Origin of the sequence: Actinomadura sp. 6N118 (assembly GCF_044326415.1) — a bacterium.
Lineage (GTDB): Bacteria > Actinomycetota > Actinomycetes > Streptosporangiales > Streptosporangiaceae > Spirillospora.
On record NZ_JBIRAZ010000038.1, the window covers coordinates 21622 to 37308 of the forward strand.

The window sequence follows — 15687 nt, forward strand, 5'->3', positions numbered from 1 at the left end:
GATTATGACAGATTTATGACGCCGGTCATTACAGTGAGCATCACGGTTTCCGAGAGGAACAAAGTCGCAAAGGAGAATTCCGATGAAGCGAGCAGTCGGCGTGGCAATGGGCGCCACTATGCTGGCCACCGGAGCCGCGCTGGTCGGGTCGGCCGGTACGGCGCAGGCGGCGGTGGAATGCGGATCCGGAATGGTATGCATCTACCCCCAGAAAAACTACGGCGGAACGCCCTACGTGAGGCGTGCCTCCGATGGCAACGTAAAGCTTTCGGACAAGCCCATCAACGACCAGACATACTCCGTGATTAACAACTCAAGCGACCGGACCGCGCGCATTTATCGCAACAGCAGCTACGGCGGTTCCCACACCTGCATCCGGCCCGGCGGCCGTATCGGCGACCTGGAGAGCTACCCGGTCGGACACTGGGGCTCATCCCTCAAGATCAATAAAGACGCGTGCGGATAGGGCTTCTGAGTATGTGAGCTCCGCCCCGCACTCACTTCGTTGCCCAGCACATGGCCACGGCTGATTAGTGGCCTTACGAAGAAACGCCCGGTCCCTTCCCGCACGGAACGGCGAAGGGACCGGCTCGGCTTCTACGCAGGCGCTCCGGTAGCCCCCTTCACCTTCCCGATCACCAAGCGCTGGATCATCGGCAACCGGGGCGGCGGGGCACCAGGGTCGGTAACGCGCCTGCCGTCATCAAGTCGGACGGCGTCCACCCGACCATCGACGGCCGTCCCCTCAACCAGACTTGTTCATCACCATCCGCCGGTCACTCGAGCAGGTCCGGGGGGCCTCCGACGGGCAGTCCGGCGATGCGCATCTCTTCAGCCAGCCAGGCCAGCGCGGTCTGCCCCGGCACCGCCGCGCGCTCGGTGGGGGCCGCAGCGGCGGCAGCCGGCGCGGCCTGCGGGACTCCGGGCCGGGCACGGGTCATGGCCTCTGGGGTGGGCATGGGGACAGCCTGCATCAGGCCTGCCTGGATCATCTCGGTGGTCAGCTGGTCCAGGAGGTTGAGCACCTCGCTGGGCAGCGCCGGGATTCCGGCCAGCGCCGGTCCCAGGACGCGCAGCGCATCGGGCAGCCCGGCTCCCGTGCGGTGCGGATCCCCCAGGTCGAGCGGCGTGCAACCGCCCTTGATGAGCCGGAACAGGTGATCCACCCGCGCCGCGTCGCGCCCGCCGAAACCGTTGCCGAAGTCGCCATGGTGGGCGAGAGCGAGCGCGGCCAGGCCGGTGACATGCGCCGCAGCCAGTGAGGAACCGTCCCGGACCGCATAGCTGTCCGTCGGCGCCACCGTGAGGACGGCCACCCCGGGCGCGCAGACGTCCACCTCGGGACCATGGCAGGTGAACCGCGGGGAGAAGTACCCTCCGCCCGTCGATGCAGCGGACATCTCGGCGACATGCGAACTGTTGGACGGGAAGGTGTTGGTCTTGCCAATGGCAGCCACCGTCAGCACCGTGGGGAGGTTGCCCGGGAACGCCACCGGCCCTCCGTCATCCCCGGCACCGGCCACGCATGCCACGCCCGCGTGGCGGGCCTGGTCGATCTTGGCTGCGACCAGGTAGGAGGGCCGGGGGCTGCCAAGACTGAGATTGGCCACGTCGATCTCGTTGTCGATGCAGTAGTCGAGGGCCTCGATGAGATCGCTGAACCGTCCAGTAGGAAAGATCTTGCATGCGTAGACCAGGGAGTCCACCGCACAGCCGATGACGCCGTGGCCGTTGTCGGAGCCGGTGACGACACCGGCGCACCGCGAACCGTGGTAGATGGTGTCCACGGACCAGCCGCGCTCCTCGCGGTCGACCAGATCGAGGCCGCCGGTGACCTCGCCCCCCAGGTCGGGATGGTCGGTGGCCACCCCCGAGTCAATGATCGCGATCTTGACGCCGCTGCCCCGGAAGGTCGGCGGCAGCCGGTGCAAGTGCATCGCCTGCTGCCCCCAGCCGAAGACCTGCTGGCCAGGGAAGCCCGGGAAGGACTCCGCCAGACTCTCCAATCTGATCAGATTGTCGTGGGCCGACGACAGCGCCGGCCGCTCCAGCCGGCGCGTCCAATGGCGGCTCACCGGGTTGACCACGACGGAACGGATCGTCTCCGGTGTCTCACTGGCCAGGGCGACGGTCGCCCGCCCGTCCGCACCGGTCACCGCATGGGCCGGCCACCCGGATCCGGTCACGAACACGACCGCGTCTGGCACCGGCTCACCGTCGGCGTCCTGGACCAGGAACGTAAAGGTGGCGCCTCCTCCCATCGGCACGATATGAGCGGGATCACGAGGGAAGGGGTCCGCCCCGGTGTAGGTGAGGAGGCGGTCGCGCTCCAGGTGCAGTTGCGGGAACTGCTGGCGCAACTTGCGCGCGTGCTCAAGCGTCATCTCCGCGACCACGATGTCGGGGAAGGGGATCTGCCGCGCCGGCGCGAGCGTGTCCCGTTCGGCGGCCGGCACTCGGCGGTGCACTCGCACCCGAGGGTCTTCGTTGAGCAGTTTCTCCAGGGCCTGCATGTCGAGCGGATGCGCGGAGATCCCAGCTGCCGCCAGCTGCTCCGGTGGCAGCGCAGCCACCATGTACCGCCTGGGGCGCTGCTCAACGGGTTGGGCGGGGGTTCGCTTCGGGGCGACCTTGTTCCGGGCGCGCGGACGAGACGTCGTCGCGTTCTTGGACTCTGTGTTGTTCGGCATGTCGCCTGCCTTTTCCAATTCAATTAAAAGTCGTCAGTGGCGCTGGGTAAGGCCCGCCTGCCCCCGGCCATCGGGGTGGCCCGGGTCCGGGCATTCGCCTGGCCCGGGCCCTTTCACGATCACCTAGAGCGGTGGCAGCGTCGGCCGCAAGGCGCGCGTCTGATGCAGTTGGACGATCACCGACTGCAGTTGTACGGCGCACGCGTCATCTTGACCGGCCCGGTACAGCTGCACTGCCTGCACCAGCGGCGGGATCACCGTCGCGAGCTGTGACTGCTGCGGAACCGCGACCTGCAGCCATCGGTACAGGTGCTGCAGTGCCGTCGCGCACTCCATCCGCAGTGCCTCGGCAGCGGTCCCGCCAGCCAAGCCGACGGGCGACTGGGCCAGATCCGGCAGGCCACCAAGGCCCGCGCTCCCATTGCTTGCGGACATCGGCTGCTCTTCTCAGTAGGCGCCCATCATCATCGGCTGTTGCTGGCCGATCTGGCTCTGCTGCCCGTACGGCTGCTGGCCCAGCTGCTGCTGCCCGAACGGCTGCTGCTGGCCCTGCTGCTGGCCCTGCTGCTGACCGAGAGCCTGCTGGATCGCGTTGGACACCAGCTGGTGGAGCAGCGGGTACTGCTGAGCGACCTGGCTCTGCTGCCCGAACGGCTGCTGCTGGCCGATCTGGCCCTGCTGCCCGAACGGCTGCTGCTGGCCGATCTGGCCCTGCTGCCCGAACGGCTGGTGCATGCCGACCTGGCCCTGCTGCCCGTACGGCTGCTGGCCCAGCTGCTGCTGCCCGAACGGCTGCTGCTGGCCCTGCTGCTGGCCCTGCTGCTGACCGAGAGCCTGCTGGACCGCGTTGGACACCAGCTGGTGGAGCAGCGGGTACTGCTGAGCGACCTGGCTCTGCTGCCCGAACGGCTGCTGCTGCCCGATCTGGCCCTGCTGCCCGAACGGCTGCTGCTGCCCGATCTGGCCCTGCTGCCCGAACGGCTGCTGCTGGCCGATCTGGCCCTGCTGGCCCTGCTGCCCGAACGACTGCTGCTGCTGCTGACCGAGAGCCTGCTGGATCGCGTTGGACACCAGCTGGTGGAGCAGCGGGTACTGCTGAGCGACCTGGCTCTGCTGCCCGAAGGGCTGCTGCTGGCCGACCTGCCCAGGCTGGATTGTGGCGTACGTCATTTTCCCCCCTCTTGCCCGGCATCGTTGCCGGGCTCTCGTTATGCCCCCGCTACATACCGTGACCAGCGGTGGCGGAAACCTAACGCCCGTCGATGAGGTCACCAACGGTCGCCAATCCAGCCCTGGACCTCTGTGTGGTACGTGATGTGGGATTCAGCTGCATGCGGATCGGGTCCGCTATGCGACCACTCCCCCCGCCGAACGTGGCCGTGACCGTCGCATCGGGGATCTCCGCCAGCGTCCGCCTCACCACCGCCAGCCGCTACACCTCCATCGCCCAAACGATCCTGGACGCCCAGATCGAAGAGGCAACACCAAAGGCCGCGCTACCTTCTTCGAACCCATCGCGTTCGCAGCCTCGAACCGCGAAAGGCCGTGAGTTCCCGCTGAAGAACCTTCCGTTGCGCTGAACTCACTGCGGACCTCTCGGTAGGCAGCTACCACCAGGCGTCATTTGTGATGTTCACGCAGGTAGGCGGCCCGCCGGTCGTGAGACCCTCCCCTGTACGAGGGAGCTGCGCATTTAGACAAGACGAGCCGATTTCCCTTCATTGAGGACACAGCCAAGAGGAAGGAAGGCCATGAAACCGCCACAGCGAGCCGAGCATTCAACGTCAACATCTGCAGATCCAGGAACCCCATTCTCGTGTCCGTGGTGTTCCACTCCCACTGACCTCCGGCACCCACCGCGCGCCAGCGAGGCGGGGCAACCTGCGGTTGCCCCGCTGGTCGACCTCCTCCAGAGCGCCGCCTTGGCGAGGAGGCTGGCGAACCACAGGGGGCGGTGCCAGCAGCCGATGTCTGGCATGGCCAGCAACCGATGTATGGCATGGAGGCCGCGGGGCAGGACGCCACGGGTGAGGACCCAGCGCCCATGGAGCCGCTACGCACCCGGCGACCACCACAGACAGTGACGACCTGCGGAGAACACAGACCGGCGGTGCCGGGGGGCGGGTCAGCGGCGGCGGGCCGAGCGTCCGAGTCCGGGGATGAGGGTGGCGCCGACGACCAGGTGCAATCCGGCCAGCGCGATCTTCGTTGTGGCGTCGGCGGTGGAGCTCAGCGGCCCTGCCAGCGACAGCGCGAGAAACACGGTCGCGGTGATCGTCCAGGCCCGTCCCGGCCGCCGCACCAGGCGTTCCAGCAGTGCGAGCAGCGCCCAAGACGCGAGCCCGGCGAGCAGGGCGGCCGCGGCGACCGCGCCCGGCCCGACGGTACGGTCGATGCCACCGGACCGGACGGCCAGGTCGCTTCCCCGGAGGGGACCGGCGAGCGTCCACAGGGCAAGGGCGGCGGCGGTCGCACCGGCCACCACCAAGGCCCGCCGCAGGACGATGCGCCGCCGCGTCCCGAGGGCGGCGCCGTCCGGCAGGCCGGTCACGGAGGCGGTGCCGGTGGTCGTGTCGTTCGTTGTTGGGTTCATGCGGGAAGCATCACGGCGCCGTGACACTTCCCGCATCGGGCGCGGGGCTGCGGCGGATCCGCCTGCAGTAGTGCCCCGGTTCGACTTTGGTAGGGAGTCGGCTTCAGCTATCGCGGGGTGATCCGGCTGGGCTCTGTTCCTGTCGTGGTGGACGTTCACGCCAATGAGACCCGCACAAGGCGGCCCGAAAGCAGTGCGGTGCGACATCACCCCTGTAAGGGGTGCACCGCCGCTTCGTCCGAGGTCGGGGGCAGTGAGCCTGCGCCCAGCACGCGAATCCCAGGTCGGCGCAGGAGCCGACCTGGGATTCATGGTGAGCAGCGTTTGGGACCGGACCGGACCTTCAGAGCGTGGTTCTGGACGGAACCAAAGAACTACTGGTGTGGCGGAGTTACTCGCCGATGGACTCGGAGCCGTCGTCGCCAGTCACCTGGACATCGTTCGCGGGCGTCTGGGCATCGTTCGCGGGCATCTGAACGTTGTTCGCGGGCACCTGGATGCCTCTGGTCGCTTCGACCAGCTTGTGCCAGGTGTTCACGGTGACCACGTTCCCCGGAGTCAGGCCGTGGCTGCGCTGGAAGTTGTTCAGGGCCGTCTTGGTCAGCGGACCGAACTTGCCTGTGATGGGGATGAACTGGCTCTCGTCGCCATGGCCCGCGATGATGTCGTCGTTCAAGGCGCCCTGGAGGCCCGCCACGCACGAGTTCTTGTCACCGAGCTTGACCTGGTGCCTGGCGGCCAGGTCCATCCAGGTGACCGAATCGACCCTCCCGTCCGCCTTCTTCCCCTTCTTGCCCGCCACGAACTTGACCTGGTACGTCTTCACGGCCTTGACGGTGGCCTCGTCGAAGTAGGGGCTTCGAACGTCGGCCTTGATTCCCCTGAAGGTGAGGAGCTGCTTGACGAGCACAACGTTGCTGCCGGTCTTCCCACGCTCCAGCAGGGGCCACTTAAGGCCGGCCTGCGCAGGCCGCTGTGCGGCGGCAGTGGTCTGCAGCTCGGTGTCGGCCGAGGCCGAACCCGCCAGCGCCGCGCCCCCGGCGGCAAGGCCGAAGACGGTGAGTCCAGTGGCTACAAAACGCTTGAGCACCAAAGTGGTATCTCGCTCTCTTTTGGGATGTTGTTGTCCCTGGTTAGAGTCCAGATCCCGAGGCAGTGTTGGTATCGGTCCGGTACGGACACCACCAAGCCGACACCAAGACGGCAGCGCGGTGCCGGTCGGCCGCCATGTTGGCCCTCTGCTCTCGAACGTGTCGCAACCGCCAAACTCACGCTGTGCGGCAATGTGGAGCCCGCACCGAAGATCAGTGAAATGTCCGGCGGCCCGTCTCCGTACTGATGCAACCGATCGGGCGGTCTGCGGCATTAGGACGGTGTGGAACATTCGACGAGAGGGCCGGGCGTATGAGGGCATCGGCCCGCGACGAGGAGTACACCGCGTACGTGACGGCCAGGTTGCCCTGGCTGCAGCGGGTGGCCTACCTCCTGTGCCAGGATTGGCATCGCGCCGACGACCTCGTCCAGACCGCCATGACGCGCCTGTACGTCAACTGGCGGCGGGCCGGGGCGGTCGAGAACCTCGACGGCTACGCCCGCACGGTGCTCGTCCGCGTCTTCCTCTCCGAGCAGCGCACCGGCTGGTGGAAGCGCGTGGCGGTCGCGCCTGATCCGCCGGAGTCGGCGGAGTCGGCGTTGACGGCCGACCACGACGCGCGCCTGGACCTGCGGGCGGCGCTGGCGGCCCTGCCGCCCCGGCAGCGGGCCGCGGTGGTGCTGCGGTTCTATTGCGACCTCTCGGTCGAGCAGACCGCAGACGTCATGCACTGCTCCACCGGCAACGTCAAAAGCCAGACCGCGCGCGGGCTGGCAGCGCTGCGCCGGGCCTTCGAGCCTGCGGGCGTCTGGGAGGGGGAGTCATGAACCAGGACCTCAAGGGCCGGCTGGACGAGATCGCGCGGACGCCCCGTCCCGGCCCGCCTCCGGACGTCGCCGCCGCGGCCGCACGTGGTCGCAGGGTCCTGCGGACCCGCCGCGTGACGACGGCGCTCGCCTCCGCCACGGCGATCGGCTTGGCGGTCTCCGTCACGGCGAACGCGCTGACCGGCGAGTCGGGGGACCCGCCTCCGGTGACGACGGCGGAGCCCGGGATTCCGTCGCTGACGCAGCGAGGCGCCTTCGGCTGGCTCCCGACGGGATACGAGGTGACCCGCCTGCACGCGAACGGTAGTAGGTACTTCGCGGAGGCGAACGCGCCGCGCAGGAACGGCAGCAGCGCCGAGGGCGATCCCGCGGGTATCAGCCTGCACGTTTCCCCAGACGGGGCAACGGTGATCAAAGGCCAGGAACAGCCCGCCGGGCGGATCAAGGGACGTCCCGCCTGGTGGAAGGTCCGGCCGGGCACGCAGACTTCCGCCGAGGCCGAGCTGGTCTGGCAGCACGGCAAGGGCAAATGGGCCAGCCTGATCGTCAACGACCGGAAGATCGCCACGGAGCCCGTTATGCGGCGGATCGCCGAATCGGCCGTCTTGCCCGCACAGCCGATCGCGCTGCCGGTGAAGATCAAGGGTGTTCCACGCGCGGATTTCATCAGTGTGACTCTCACCCAGAAGCCGCGCCTGAGCCTCGATCTTGGCTTCACGCTCCACCAAAGCCGTTCGGAGCAGGGCCTGCTCATCACCGTGGCCCCGGCCCGTCCGCTGTCGAGTTACAGCAAGCGCGGGAAGCCCTTCAAGCCCAATGCCCGCGTCGACGGCCACGCCGCGTACACGGGTGAGCGGCGGCCCGGTCAGGGTCAGCCCGTTTACTCGTATCTGTGGGTCTTCGGCACTAACGGCTTCGACGTCAAGATCGACGCGGCCGACGAGACCGTCCAGCGCCTCAGGGCGTCGGGCGGGCTTACCGGGCTTTACCGGCGGATGACCCTGCTCGGCGCCGACCCCGCCCGCTGGAGCAAGACGCCGCTGGAGTGATCTTCGACCGCGAGAAGGGATCGGACTGCAGGCGCTGCACGTCACAGGCAGGACGCCTGGACAGAGCACACTGTGATCTCGCGGCGCCCGTCACGATCGGCCAGGCCGCTGAGTAGTGTCGTCCGGTCTTTCACCGCCGGTGCACGCCGGTTGAACAGAGGCTTCAGGGACTGCCAACTGGGCGTCGGGCCGCATACGCTCGCAGTGTGGACAGGCGCATCTTCGGGCTTGAGAACGAGTACGGCATCACCTGTACCTTCCGCGGTCAGCGGCGGTTGTCACCGGATGAGGTGGCCCGTTATCTGTTCCGGCGGGTGGTGTCGTGGGGTCGTAGCAGCAATGTGTTCCTTCGTAACGGTGCGCGGTTGTATCTGGATGTGGGTAGCCACCCCGAGTACGCCACGCCTGAATGTGACAGCGTCATCGATCTGGTGACGCATGACAAGGCGGGCGAGCGGATCCTGGAGGGGCTGCTGGTCGACGCTGAGCGGCGGCTCCGCGAGGAGGGCATCGCAGGCGACATCTACCTGTTCAAAAACAACACCGACTCGGCCGGTAACTCCTACGGCTGCCATGAGAACTACTGCGTCAGTCGCCACGGCGAGTTCGGCCGCCTCGCGGACGTGCTGATCCCGTACCTGGTGACCCGGCAGATCATCTGTGGGGCGGGCAAGGTGCTGCAGACACCTCGCGGCGCGGTCTACTGCGTGTCGCAGCGGGCCGAGCACATCTGGGAGGGCGTGTCGTCGGCGACAACGCGGTCCCGGCCGATCATCAACACCCGGGATGAGCCGCACGGTGATGCCGAGCGGTTTCGCCGGCTGCATGTGATCGTGGGTGACTCGAACATGAGTGAGACCACGATGTTGCTGAAGGTCGGTGCGACCGACCTGGTGTTGCGGATGATCGAGGCCGGGGTGGTGATGCGCGATCTGACGCTGGAGAACCCGATCCGGGCGATCCGTGAGGTGAGTCATGACATGACCGGTCGCCGTAAGGTGCGGCTGGCCAACGGCCGTGAGGCCAGCTCGCTGGAGATTCAGAAGGAGTATTTCGGCAAGGCCAAGGATTTTGTCGACCGGCGCGGTGGCGATGAGGTCGCGATGCGGGTGCTGGAGCTGTGGGAGCGGACGCTGCGGGCGGTGGAGACCGGCAACCTGGATCTGGTCGCGCGGGAGATCGACTGGGTGACCAAGTATCAGCTGATCGAGCGTTACCGCCGCAAGTACGATCTGCCGTTGTCCTCGCCGCGGGTGGCTCAGCTGGATCTGGCCTACCACGATGTGCACCGCGAACGTGGCCTGTATTACCTGCTGGAAAAGCGCGGCTCGGTGGAACGGGTGGCCAAGGATCTGGAGATTTTCGAGGCCAAGTCGGTGCCGCCGCAGACCACGCGGGCGCGGCTGCGCGGTGAGTTCATTCGCAAGGCGCAGGAGAAGCGCCGCGACTTCACCGTCGACTGGGTCCACCTCAAGCTCAACGACCAGGCCCAGCGCACCGTCCTGTGCAAAGACCCGTTCCGATCCGTCGACGAACGCGTCGACAAGCTCATCGCCAGCATGTGACGCACGAAGCACGGGTGTCGGAGCCGCCACACTGTCGGAGCCGCCACACGACGACAGGATGGCGACCGAGCTCCCGACCGAGGCCGCAGAGCTGGGCTGCTGCGAACCCACCTTGCCTCCGGTGGACGCGACCAAACCCGCAGCCCCCGCTACCGAGCATCGACAACTGAGTCGCCGCTTGTCTCCGCCACAGACGTCGGAGGCATCGATGACGTTGATGCCTCCGTCGAGGGCGCGGCGGACGATGCGCACGCAGTCGTCGGGATCGGGGTTGCCGTACGGCCCGAACAGCATCGTGCCCAGGGTGTAGGCGCTGACCTGGATGCCGGTCCGGCCGAGCGGGCGGGTCTGCATGGGGATTTTCCTGTGCGGTGGAGGAGTGCGGCCGGGGCCGGCCGCACTCCTCGTGGGTGGTGGGGAAGGTCAGGCCTGGGTGTACTCGGCCGCGACGTCGACGATCCAGGTGACGCCGAAGCGGTCGGCGAGCATCCCGAAGGCGGGCGCCCACTGGGCGGGGCCGAACGCCTCGATCACGGTCGCGCCCTTGGCGAGGCCCTCCCACACGGGGGTGACCTCGTCGATGCTCTCGCCGCGGACGGAGAGGAAGAACGGCTCCTTGGTGATCGTGGTGCCGTTTTCGCGACGCGTGCTGGGCGCCCCCGGGGCCGCCAGCGTGTGCTCGCCGGGGGCCGCCAGCGGGTGCTCACCGGGGGCCGCCGGCGGGTGCTCACCGGGCACGTCGTAGGCCATGACCCGGAAGCCGTTGTCGGCGACGACCTGGCCGAACACGACGTTCGTGGCGCCGGGCAGTTCGGCGGGCATCCCGAAGTCGGCGTAGGTGGCGACGGTGAGCTGCCCGCCGAACACCAACTGGTAGAACTCCAGGGCTTCGCGGGCCTGGCCATGGAAGTTCAGGTGGGCGACAGCGTTAAGCGACATGGTGTTCCGGTCCTTCACGAGTGGTTCCTGGTGCCGGAGGCTTCCAGCGACAAGAACCACGATGTCGGCAGTACCGGTCAGAGAACGTCCGCTACTCGTGGCATGGTGAGAACGTGCCGATCGCCTCCTCGACGACGACCTCCAGCCGGCTGCTGTCACTGCTGTCCATGCTGCAGGCGCGCCGTGACTGGCCGGGCGGCCTGCTCGCCGAGCGGCTGGGCGTCAGCGAGCGGACAGTGCGCCGCGACGTCGACCGGCTGCGCGAGCTGGGTTACCCAGTGCAGGCGGTCAAGGGCCCCGACGGCGGCTACCGGCTCGAAGCGGGCAGTCAGATGCCGCCACTGCTGTTCGACGAGGAGCAGGCAGTCGCGCTGGCCGTGGCTCTGCGGATCGCCGTCGGGACGGGCGCGGGCATCGAGGAGGCAGCCGCGCGGGCTCTTGCCACGGTGCGGCAGGTGTTGCCGTCGCGGTTGCGGCACCGCGTCGATGCCCTCGAGGTCAGCGCGGCCATGCACGCCGCCGATCCTCAGGTCGACACCGATGTCCTGCTCACGCTGAGCGCTGCGGTCCACGCCGGGGAGGAGCTGCGGTTCGATTACCGCTCGCCGGGACGCCCTGATGACGCCAAGCCGCGCCCGCCCCGCCGGGTGCAGCCGCACCATCTCGTGGTGCGGGCCGGGCGCTGGTACGTCATCGGCTGGGACCCTGACCGCGACGGCTGGCGGACTTACCGTGCCGACCGGATGACACCGCGTGTCCCGACCGGACCACGGTTCGTTCCCCGTGAAGTGCCGGGTGGCGACGTGGCCGCCTTCCTGTCGGCCCGGTTTAAGGGCTCCGGGAGCACCAACGCCTGGCCCTGCCGCGGCGAGGTGATCCTCGGCCTGCCCGCAGCTGAGGTGGCGCCGTTCGCCGGTGACGGTGTCGTCGAGGAACTCGGCGCCGCCCGCACCAGGCTGACGACGGGGTCCTGGTCCTGGGCCGCCCTCGCGGCGGCGTTGGCCCGCTTCGGCACCGAGATCGAGGTGGTTGCCCCGCCGGAGCTGCGTTCGGCGTTCGCGGAGCTGTCCCGTCGCGCCAGCCGCGCCGCGGAGACCGGGTAGGGCAGCTGGCCACATGCCGGCGGACTCCAGCGACCTCACGCGATCCGCCTGCCGCCCGGCAATCGCCCGGCGGCGCTGCGGCTTTGGCAGCGCGCACGCTGGTTGCGGCGGGGACGTTCTCCCGAGCTTCCCGAGCAGGCACCGGGGAGCCGCGCCTACGTTCAACCGGGAAGTTGGACCCGGACGCTGTCCTCCTTGCCGGTCGGCTCGATGATCCTCGCCAGCACGAGCTGCCGGAACACCTCATCCCACCGGTGACGTCGTGGAACCCGAGTGCATCGTGGGCACGGCACAACGCGTCCCACAGGTTCCCCATCTGCGAGCCGGTGATCTCCAAACGGACCGCCCGAGCTGGCGGCCTCGGCAACCGCGAGCCAGAGGTCCAGCTCAGCCTGCCCCGCCTCGTTCCGCTCCTTCGCCACGATCTGCACCGCCGTCGCCCCCTACGAGGTCTTCACGATCCGCACGTACGCCACCGCAGAACCCTGATCGCCGTCCGGCCAGTGCGCAATCCGTCAAAGCTCCGAAGCGTTTGCGCATGTCAACGCCTCTGTCGCGGGTGGCTTGTCACTGCCGGCGCCGTGACTCCTCGGAACCGTCGGAGCCGTTCGCTTTGTGGCAAATCAGGCGGCGCCGATCTGAGTCTGGCGCCGCCTGAGTCACTCATCCACAGGTCATGGCCGTGGCGGGCTTCTACCGGGTCGTCCAGCGTTCGAGCCGGGTGAAGCCGGCGGTGAAGGCGGGGAGCATGGGGCGGAAGGTTGTCGGAGAGAGGGCGATGAGGCCGTCGGTGTGGGGACCGCCGGGGACGCGGGTCGTACGGTGCAGGGCCGAGCGGCCGGCGTCGGTGACGAGCCGCTCGTAGGCGGCGGCGTAGCGGGACGGCGGGGTCAGTGCGTCCAGAGTGCCCTGGACGCTGACGAGGGGACGGCCGATGCGGCCGGTCAGCGAGACGCGAGCGATGGCGCGCTGGACCGCGCGCGGACGCGTGGTGAGATCGTAGGTGGCCTCGTCGCCGGTGTAGGAGGGGTCGAGTTCGGCGCGGACCTGGTGCTGGAGCGGTCCCCACAGGTTCTGGAAGCTGAACGGCCAGGCCGGTTCGGAGCCTGCTGGGTAGCCTGCGGCGAGGAGGGCGGCATGCGCGCTGGTGTCGCCTGTGGCGTAGGGCGGATAGGCGCGGAGCGCGGGCGGCAGCGTGGTGAGCAGGCTGGTGCGTGGGGTGAAGATCAGGGCATTCCAGTCGATGCCGCCGGTGTAGAGCGAGGGGTGACGTTCCAGTTGCCAGCGCACCAGATAGCCACCTGCCGACAGGCCCGCGGCGTAGGTGCGGGCGGGGGGCTGCCCGTAGTGGCGGGCGACGGCCTTCTTGGCGGCCCGGGTGAGTTGGGTGAAGCGGTGGTGCCATTCGAGGATGGCGTCACCGGGGCGGGCACCGTCCCCCGCCAGGTTCGGACCGGTGTTGCCCTTGTCGGTGGCGGCGTAGGCGTAGCCCCTGCCCAGAACCTGGTCGCTGATGATCGGGTCGTTGGCGTACTGCTCGCGGGTCCCGGGCGGCCCGGCGACGACCAGGCCGCCGTTCCATCGCCTGGGCAGGCGCAGCACGAACTGGGCGTCGTGCTTCCATCCATGGTTGGTGTTGGTCGCCGAGGTGTCGGGGAAGTAGCCATCGACCTGCACGCCCGGCACCCCCGACGGCGTGGTGGTACCGGGGGCGATCAGGCCGGCCCAGTCGGCGGGGTCGGTATGCCCGGACACCACGGTCCCGGCCGTGGTCAGGTCATGCAGGCAGGCGGTGACGCTGTACCGGGCGCCGGGCACCCGGACGTCGGGGCAATCCTGGGCGGAGGCCGGGGCGGCGGGCATCGACAGCCCAGCGGCGAGCGACGCGGTAACGAGCAGTGAGCGCATGAGACCTTCCCCTGGTGCGAGGTGACTCCAAGGAAGCTAAAACCCCCTGACCGTGACCAATAAGTGCCATCTGTCCAGGATCTGTTGGCCAGAAGGCACATGACCTCCGGCACTACCAGGCGGTGCTGGCCACGCTGCTCCCCCGGAACGGGCGATGATCGCAGGCCGAGACGCAGACGTACTTTGGTGAACCTGAGACGGGTGACGTCGCCGTCAAAAGGTCCCGGAGCTTAGATGCTCCGGGGCGTTCTCGCTGCTTAGAGAAGTGGGCAGGGGCGGGGTCGAACGACCGACCCTCCGCTTTTCAGGTACAGCAGCCGTCATGGTGGGAGGTATCTGCCCGAGGCCAGCGGCGATTGACGTGTGTTGATGGCTTTCATCGGTGGCGGTTGTTGCTGTCACGTGTGCCGGTGTCGCCGACACCTATCAACGGTCGGTGTCCTTGGGGTGGCGGGGAGATGCGTAGACGGTCCACACTGTGCGGTCGGCATCGTTGATGACGTAACGCACACGGCCGCCGCTTGTGACCTCGTATTCCCACTGCTCCAAATCTCGGCTGTTGTGCTTATGGGTGCGAGATCTCCGCGGAACCGGTGTTGTCGAGCATGGTTGCTACGGGAACGTGGGTCGGAGCGGAGCGTCTCAAGGCAGCGGCGTGTATTGGCCAACGCGAGTCGGCACAGTTCCTCCCAGCCGCGCACTGCATCGCTGGTGCTCGATCGACTTTGGTGATCCGCTGGCCGACGAACGACGGATGGCGGTGATGCCCCTGGTCAAGCTTGGCTCGAGGGTGTGATCGAGACCAAAGGACTCCACAAGCGCTACCGCGGGATCACTGCAGTTGATGACCTGTCGTTCACCGCACCTGCCGGGCAGGTGACGGGCTTCCTGGGGCCGAACGGGGCGGGCAAGACCACGACCATGCGGATCGTGCTGGGGTTGGAGCGGGCAACGTCCGGCAGTGCCACGATCGACGGTCGCCCGCTGCGCGAGCACGCGGCTCCGCAACGTGTGGTCGGGGCCGTGCTGGAGGCCGGTGGCGCGCCGGCGGGCATGACCGCCCGAGCGCATCTGCGGTGGCTGGCCGCTGCGGGCCGCATCCCTGACACGCGCGCCGATGACGTGCTTGAGCAGGTCGGCCTTGCCCCGGTGGCCACGCGGCGCATCGCAGCTCTGTCGCTGGGGATGCGCCAGCGTCTGGGGATCGCCGCCGCACTGCTGGGCGACCCCGCAGCGCTGATTCTCGACGAGCCGGTCAACGGGCTCGACCCCGACGGCGTGCGATGGGCTCGCCACTTGAGGCCAGTGTTACTCGGCGAACATTCCGCGCTGGCTCTCCGGGGCCGCGGTGGAGAGCTTGGCGGGGGTGGCGGCGCCGGGATCCCACGGCTAGCTGCCCTGGCCACTGGCCCTGGCGTGCGTGATCACCTGGCTCCTCGCGTCGTGCACGATCGCGACCCTGCGGCTGCCGCGCATGGACATCCGCTGAACCCCATCGGCCTGAAGAAACGCAACCGGGCTGGAAGGAAGGACACAACACCATGGCACGTATTCAGCTGAGCGCCGGCGCCACCGCGGCGCAGGTGATGGACACCGTCCGCGAAACCTTCGAAAGCCGTGACTACCTGTGGGAGCGGTCCGGCCCGGACACCGCGACCGCCAGCGAGGGCGGGAAGCCGATCGGCAACCTTGGTGTCGGCGTCTCGCAACGCCTTCGTGTGGCCATCACCGTCGATACCGGCAAGCAGCGGCTGGTTCTGCGGCAGGAGACGATCGGAGCCGCCTACCTCAACGCCGGCGGCCCCCACGTCTACCTCCGGCTCGCCTCCCGGTACAGGAAGATGGTCAAAGCCGTGCGCCAGGACCTGGCGGCTGCGGCTCTGCATTGAGTCACGTCGGCGAGCGAGTGTTGGTGAGGAG

At 68.3% G+C, this 15687-nt stretch carries 15 protein-coding genes; 9 read left to right on the forward strand and 6 right to left on the reverse strand.

Annotation, left to right across the window (positions count from 1 at the left end):
- Nucleotides 1-82: 82 nt before the first annotated feature.
- Nucleotides 83-466, forward strand: a complete 384-nt coding sequence (locus ACH34W_RS51595) for a peptidase inhibitor family I36 protein (RefSeq protein ID WP_395968638.1) — start codon at nucleotides 83-85, stop codon at nucleotides 464-466.
- 310 nt (nucleotides 467-776) lie between these two features.
- On the opposite strand, the gene ACH34W_RS51600 is transcribed toward ACH34W_RS51595, so the two are convergent.
- Together ACH34W_RS51600 and ACH34W_RS51605 are read right to left on the reverse strand one after the other, a co-directional pair.
- The gene (locus ACH34W_RS51600; RefSeq protein WP_395968639.1) at nucleotides 777-2690 is read right to left on the reverse strand and encodes a S8 family peptidase; all 1914 of its coding nucleotides are present in this window, start codon (nucleotides 2688-2690) and stop codon (nucleotides 777-779) included.
- Between the two features lie 123 nt (nucleotides 2691-2813).
- Nucleotides 2814-3125: a hypothetical protein gene (locus tag ACH34W_RS51605; protein ID WP_395968640.1), complete on the reverse strand. Its 312-nt coding sequence runs from the start codon at nucleotides 3123-3125 to the stop codon at nucleotides 2814-2816.
- A 39-nt stretch (nucleotides 3126-3164) separates the two neighbouring features.
- Here ACH34W_RS51605 and ACH34W_RS51610 point away from each other — a divergent pair, with 39 nt between their 5' ends.
- Both ACH34W_RS51610 and ACH34W_RS51615 read left to right on the forward strand, forming a co-directional pair.
- Nucleotides 3165-3956, forward strand: coding sequence for a hypothetical protein (locus ACH34W_RS51610; protein ID WP_395968641.1), 792 nt, complete (start codon nucleotides 3165-3167; stop codon nucleotides 3954-3956).
- A gap of 107 nt (nucleotides 3957-4063) precedes the next feature.
- On the forward strand, nucleotides 4064-4270 hold the full coding sequence (locus ACH34W_RS51615) for a hypothetical protein (protein WP_395968642.1): 207 nt from the start codon (nucleotides 4064-4066) through the stop codon (nucleotides 4268-4270).
- A gap of 545 nt (nucleotides 4271-4815) precedes the next feature.
- On the opposite strand, the gene ACH34W_RS51620 is transcribed toward ACH34W_RS51615, so the two are convergent.
- Together ACH34W_RS51620 and ACH34W_RS51625 are read right to left on the reverse strand one after the other, a co-directional pair.
- Entirely contained in the window at nucleotides 4816-5283 is a 468-nt protein-coding gene (locus ACH34W_RS51620; RefSeq protein ID WP_395968643.1) for a DUF6069 family protein, read from the reverse strand.
- A 391-nt stretch (nucleotides 5284-5674) separates the two neighbouring features.
- Nucleotides 5675-6373 (reverse strand): peptidoglycan-binding protein, encoded by a 699-nt coding sequence (locus tag ACH34W_RS51625; protein ID WP_395968644.1) that lies wholly within the window; start codon nucleotides 6371-6373, stop codon nucleotides 5675-5677.
- A 314-nt stretch (nucleotides 6374-6687) separates the two neighbouring features.
- On the opposite strand from ACH34W_RS51625, the gene ACH34W_RS51630 reads away from it, so the two are divergent.
- The 3 genes from ACH34W_RS51630 (at nucleotide 6688) to pafA (ending at nucleotide 9817) form a co-directional block, all read left to right on the forward strand.
- Nucleotides 6688-7203: a SigE family RNA polymerase sigma factor gene (locus ACH34W_RS51630; protein WP_395968645.1), complete on the forward strand. Its 516-nt coding sequence runs from the start codon at nucleotides 6688-6690 to the stop codon at nucleotides 7201-7203.
- Nucleotides 7200-8252 carry a hypothetical protein gene (locus ACH34W_RS51635; RefSeq protein ID WP_395968646.1) on the forward strand — a complete coding sequence of 351 codons (1053 nt, stop codon included), beginning with the start codon at nucleotides 7200-7202 and terminating at the stop codon, nucleotides 8250-8252. Before ACH34W_RS51630 ends, ACH34W_RS51635 begins: the two co-directional genes overlap by 4 nt.
- A 206-nt stretch (nucleotides 8253-8458) precedes the next feature.
- Nucleotides 8459-9817, forward strand: a complete 1359-nt coding sequence (pafA, locus tag ACH34W_RS51640) for a Pup--protein ligase (RefSeq protein ID WP_395968647.1) — start codon at nucleotides 8459-8461, stop codon at nucleotides 9815-9817.
- Nucleotides 9818-10240: 423 nt separating this feature from the next.
- On the opposite strand, the gene ACH34W_RS51645 is transcribed toward pafA, so the two are convergent.
- Nucleotides 10241-10756 carry a VOC family protein gene (locus ACH34W_RS51645; RefSeq protein WP_395968648.1) on the reverse strand — a complete coding sequence of 172 codons (516 nt, stop codon included), beginning with the start codon at nucleotides 10754-10756 and terminating at the stop codon, nucleotides 10241-10243.
- Nucleotides 10757-10869: 113 nt separating this feature from the next.
- Between ACH34W_RS51645 and ACH34W_RS51650 the strand changes: the two genes are divergently transcribed.
- Entirely contained in the window at nucleotides 10870-11859 is a 990-nt protein-coding gene (locus ACH34W_RS51650; RefSeq protein ID WP_395968649.1) for a helix-turn-helix transcriptional regulator, read from the forward strand.
- 693 nt (nucleotides 11860-12552) lie between these two features.
- Here ACH34W_RS51650 and ACH34W_RS51655 read toward each other — a convergent pair.
- Nucleotides 12553-13767 carry a tannase/feruloyl esterase family alpha/beta hydrolase gene (locus ACH34W_RS51655; RefSeq protein ID WP_395968650.1) on the reverse strand — a complete coding sequence of 405 codons (1215 nt, stop codon included), beginning with the start codon at nucleotides 13765-13767 and terminating at the stop codon, nucleotides 12553-12555.
- 792 nt (nucleotides 13768-14559) lie between these two features.
- Between ACH34W_RS51655 and ACH34W_RS51660 the strand changes: the two genes are divergently transcribed.
- Both ACH34W_RS51660 and ACH34W_RS51665 read left to right on the forward strand, forming a co-directional pair.
- Nucleotides 14560-15327 (forward strand): ABC transporter ATP-binding protein, encoded by a 768-nt coding sequence (locus ACH34W_RS51660; RefSeq protein WP_395968651.1) that lies wholly within the window; start codon nucleotides 14560-14562, stop codon nucleotides 15325-15327.
- Complete coding sequence (locus tag ACH34W_RS51665) at nucleotides 15309-15656, forward strand: hypothetical protein (RefSeq protein ID WP_395968652.1); 348 nt, start codon at nucleotides 15309-15311, stop codon at nucleotides 15654-15656. Before ACH34W_RS51660 ends, ACH34W_RS51665 begins: the two co-directional genes overlap by 19 nt.
- Nucleotides 15657-15687: the final 31 nt, after the last annotated feature.

Coding starts and splice junctions, on each gene's coding strand:
- ACH34W_RS51605 (WP_395968640.1), bottom strand. CDS start 3,125: ATGTCCGCAAGCAATGGGAGCGCGGGCCTTGGTGGCCTGCCGGATCTG.
- ACH34W_RS51595 (WP_395968638.1), top strand. CDS start 83: ATGAAGCGAGCAGTCGGCGTGGCAATGGGCGCCACTATGCTGGCCACC.
- ACH34W_RS51635 (WP_395968646.1), top strand. CDS start 7,200: ATGAACCAGGACCTCAAGGGCCGGCTGGACGAGATCGCGCGGACGCCC.
- ACH34W_RS51630 (WP_395968645.1), top strand. CDS start 6,688: ATGAGGGCATCGGCCCGCGACGAGGAGTACACCGCGTACGTGACGGCC.
- ACH34W_RS51655 (WP_395968650.1), bottom strand. CDS start 13,767: ATGCGCTCACTGCTCGTTACCGCGTCGCTCGCCGCTGGGCTGTCGATG.
- ACH34W_RS51620 (WP_395968643.1), bottom strand. CDS start 5,283: ATGAACCCAACAACGAACGACACGACCACCGGCACCGCCTCCGTGACC.
- ACH34W_RS51665 (WP_395968652.1), top strand. CDS start 15,309: ATGGCACGTATTCAGCTGAGCGCCGGCGCCACCGCGGCGCAGGTGATG.
- ACH34W_RS51645 (WP_395968648.1), bottom strand. CDS start 10,756: ATGTCGCTTAACGCTGTCGCCCACCTGAACTTCCATGGCCAGGCCCGC.
- ACH34W_RS51600 (WP_395968639.1), bottom strand. CDS start 2,690: ATGCCGAACAACACAGAGTCCAAGAACGCGACGACGTCTCGTCCGCGC.